At 50.8% G+C, this 1,016-nt stretch carries 2 protein-coding genes; both read left to right on the forward strand.

Annotated features, from left to right (window positions below; all coding sequences use genetic code 11):
- Positions 1–613, forward strand: a 613-nt coding sequence (locus MHN33_RS23770) for a phosphopantetheine-binding protein (protein ID WP_239401961.1), incomplete at its 5' end; no start/stop codon positions are given.
- Between the two features lie 45 nt (positions 614–658).
- Positions 659–1,016: condensation domain-containing protein (locus tag MHN33_RS23775; protein ID WP_239401963.1), on the forward strand; the 358-nt coding region annotated here is incomplete at its 3' end.

A 1,016-nucleotide genomic window follows, 5' to 3' on the forward strand; every position in this document is an offset into this window, starting at 1 on the left:
AATTCGCGGCTTCCGTGTTGAGCTGGGCGAGATAGCTCAGCAGCTGAGCCGCCAGACACAAGTAGACAGTGCCCTGGTGCTGGCTAAAAACGGCCCGGCAGGCACCTATTTAGTGGCGTACGTCCAGTCAGCAGAGGCTGTTACAGAACAATCTCAGCCGGAGTTTATGGCTCAGACCCTGGCCACGCTGGCACAAACCTTACCGGATTATATGGTGCCTAAGCTGGGTGTGGTGATTGACGAGTGGCCACTGACGGCCAACGGCAAAGTGAACAAAAAAGCCCTGCCCGAAGCGGATAGTAGCATGCTTCAGGAGACCTATGTGGCACCTGAAAATGACATTGAACAGACCTTGTGTGAGATCTGGTCCCAGCTGTTGGGTATAGCGCATCAGGATATTAGTACACAAAGCCACTTCTTTGATCTCGGCGGGCATTCGCTGCTGGTTGTGAAACTGGCAACTCAGGTGCGTGAAACTTTCGACATTGAGTTCAGCATCCAGGCGCTTTACGACGCAACCCGGATCTGTGATCAGGCGGTCCACATTGAATATTTGCAGTTTAAGTCCAACCGCGACGAGCACACCGAAGCGTGTGAAGAACTGGAATGGTAATCGCGGCGTCCGACATTTAATCGACAGAATTTTAAGAAGAAAACAATGAATACAATTAAAAAATTAATCATAGAATTAGAAAAGCAGGGCGTCAGTTTTTATCTCGATAAAGGCAAGCTCAAGTCAAAAGCCAGACAAGGTGCAATCACAGCCCAGATTGCCGCTCAGGTTAAACAACACAAGGCAGACCTGATTGCGTTTTTAGCGGCGGAGCAACAGCAAAGTATGCAGGCACGTACGAAAGTGACACCCAGAGCGGCATCGGATATCGCGCCACTGTCTTTTGCTCAGCAGCGCCTGTGGTTTATTGACCAGCTGCATAAGGGCTCGGCGCAATATAATATGCCAGCTGCCTTTGATGTCAGCGGCACGCTGGACTTGCAGGTGGTTGAAGCCGTGTTGC

Source organism: Pseudoalteromonas sp. OOF1S-7, from assembly GCF_022347765.1.
Classification (GTDB): Bacteria; Pseudomonadota; Gammaproteobacteria; order Enterobacterales; family Alteromonadaceae; genus Pseudoalteromonas.